Annotated in this window: 1 protein-coding gene; it reads left to right on the top strand. The window is 33.9% G+C overall.

Annotation, left to right across the window (positions count from 1 at the left end):
- Nucleotides 1-43: 43 nt before the first annotated feature.
- Complete coding sequence (locus tag IDG60_RS27920) at nucleotides 44-718, top strand: phosphatase PAP2 family protein (RefSeq protein WP_103143656.1); 675 nt, start codon at nucleotides 44-46, stop codon at nucleotides 716-718.
- The last annotated feature ends 19 nt before the right edge of the window (nucleotides 719-737 follow it).

Raw genomic sequence — 737 nt, 5'->3', positions numbered from 1 at the left:
TAACATTTGTAAAATGAAAATGATGATACGAGGAGATTGTAAGATGATAGATAAAAAATTAACATCACCGAAAATGACAGTGCCTTTATTTTTAATCGCGCTGATTGTATTTATAGGTATGTTTTACAGTGTAGTGACAAATCAAGAATGGCTTAAAAATATAGATATGGGATCATTAACATGGTTTACAGATTATTTCGGTGAGCCACAACGTCAGTATGTTAACAATTTATTTAATTACTATATGACGTTTAGTGCGGAAATTGGAGATGTCAAAGGTGTCGTGTTGATTTCCATTATCGTCACAATCATACTGTTTATTAAACAGAGGCATTTAGCGGTTTGGTTTGTGACATATTTGGTTTCAGGTGTCATCATGAACAAATTAACTAAAGATACTGTTTTACGTCCAAGACCATATAATCATTTAGCCGTTGATACAGGCTTTTCATTTCCAAGTGGACATTCCAACGCCAGCACATTATTATATTTCGCTTTAATGATCATAATTATTTCACTTGCTGCTAAGACAATAACAAAAGTGTTGAGTGCGCTAGTTATGGGAATATTATGGCTTAGCATATTATTTTGTCGCCTTTATTTTCATGCGCATTACTTTTCAGATGTCATTGGCGGCACGTCACTAGCAATCATTTGGGTAGCGTTATTCTTAATGGTATACCCATACTTTATTAATCATCGACGACAACGCGTTTAGCAAACATCTTTAGACATAG

It is taken from the genome of Staphylococcus sp. EG-SA-2 (assembly GCF_017152085.1).
This window is presented reverse-complemented; position numbering and strand designations above follow the sequence as displayed.